This is a genomic window from Achromobacter sp. ACM03 (assembly GCF_014851665.1).
GTDB lineage: Bacteria > Pseudomonadota > Gammaproteobacteria > Burkholderiales > Burkholderiaceae_B > Achromobacter > Achromobacter aegrifaciens.
On sequence record NZ_JACVAD010000029.1, the window covers coordinates 1 to 330 of the forward strand.

At 66.7% G+C, this 330-nt stretch carries 1 protein-coding gene; it reads right to left on the minus strand.

Features of this window, described 5'->3' with window-relative positions:
• Nucleotides 1-330: VCBS domain-containing protein (locus IB257_RS31440; RefSeq protein WP_192493340.1), on the minus strand; the 330-nt coding region annotated here is incomplete at both ends.

A 330-nucleotide genomic window follows, 5' to 3' on the forward strand; every position in this document is an offset into this window, starting at 1 on the left:
CGGACTTGACCTGGTTGGCCGCATCGGTGACGGTGACGGTGAACTTGTCGGTGACGGAGTCGTCGCCGGCGGTGTGGTTCTTCGAGGTACCGTCCTGCTGGTAGCTATAGGTGATCTTGCCGGTGGCCGGGTCGTAGCCAGTCAGCGTGAGCTTGCCCTCGGTGCCGGTGATGACACGCGGCGTGGTGCCCAGCGCCTGCAGTTCGGCCACGGTGAGGGTGACGTTGCCGATCTTGACGGTGGCCAGGCCTTCCGGTGCGGAGACGGTCAGTTCGCCGGTGACCGGCTGCGTGGCGTTCTCGGCGATGCTGACGTTGCCGGCATCGGCGC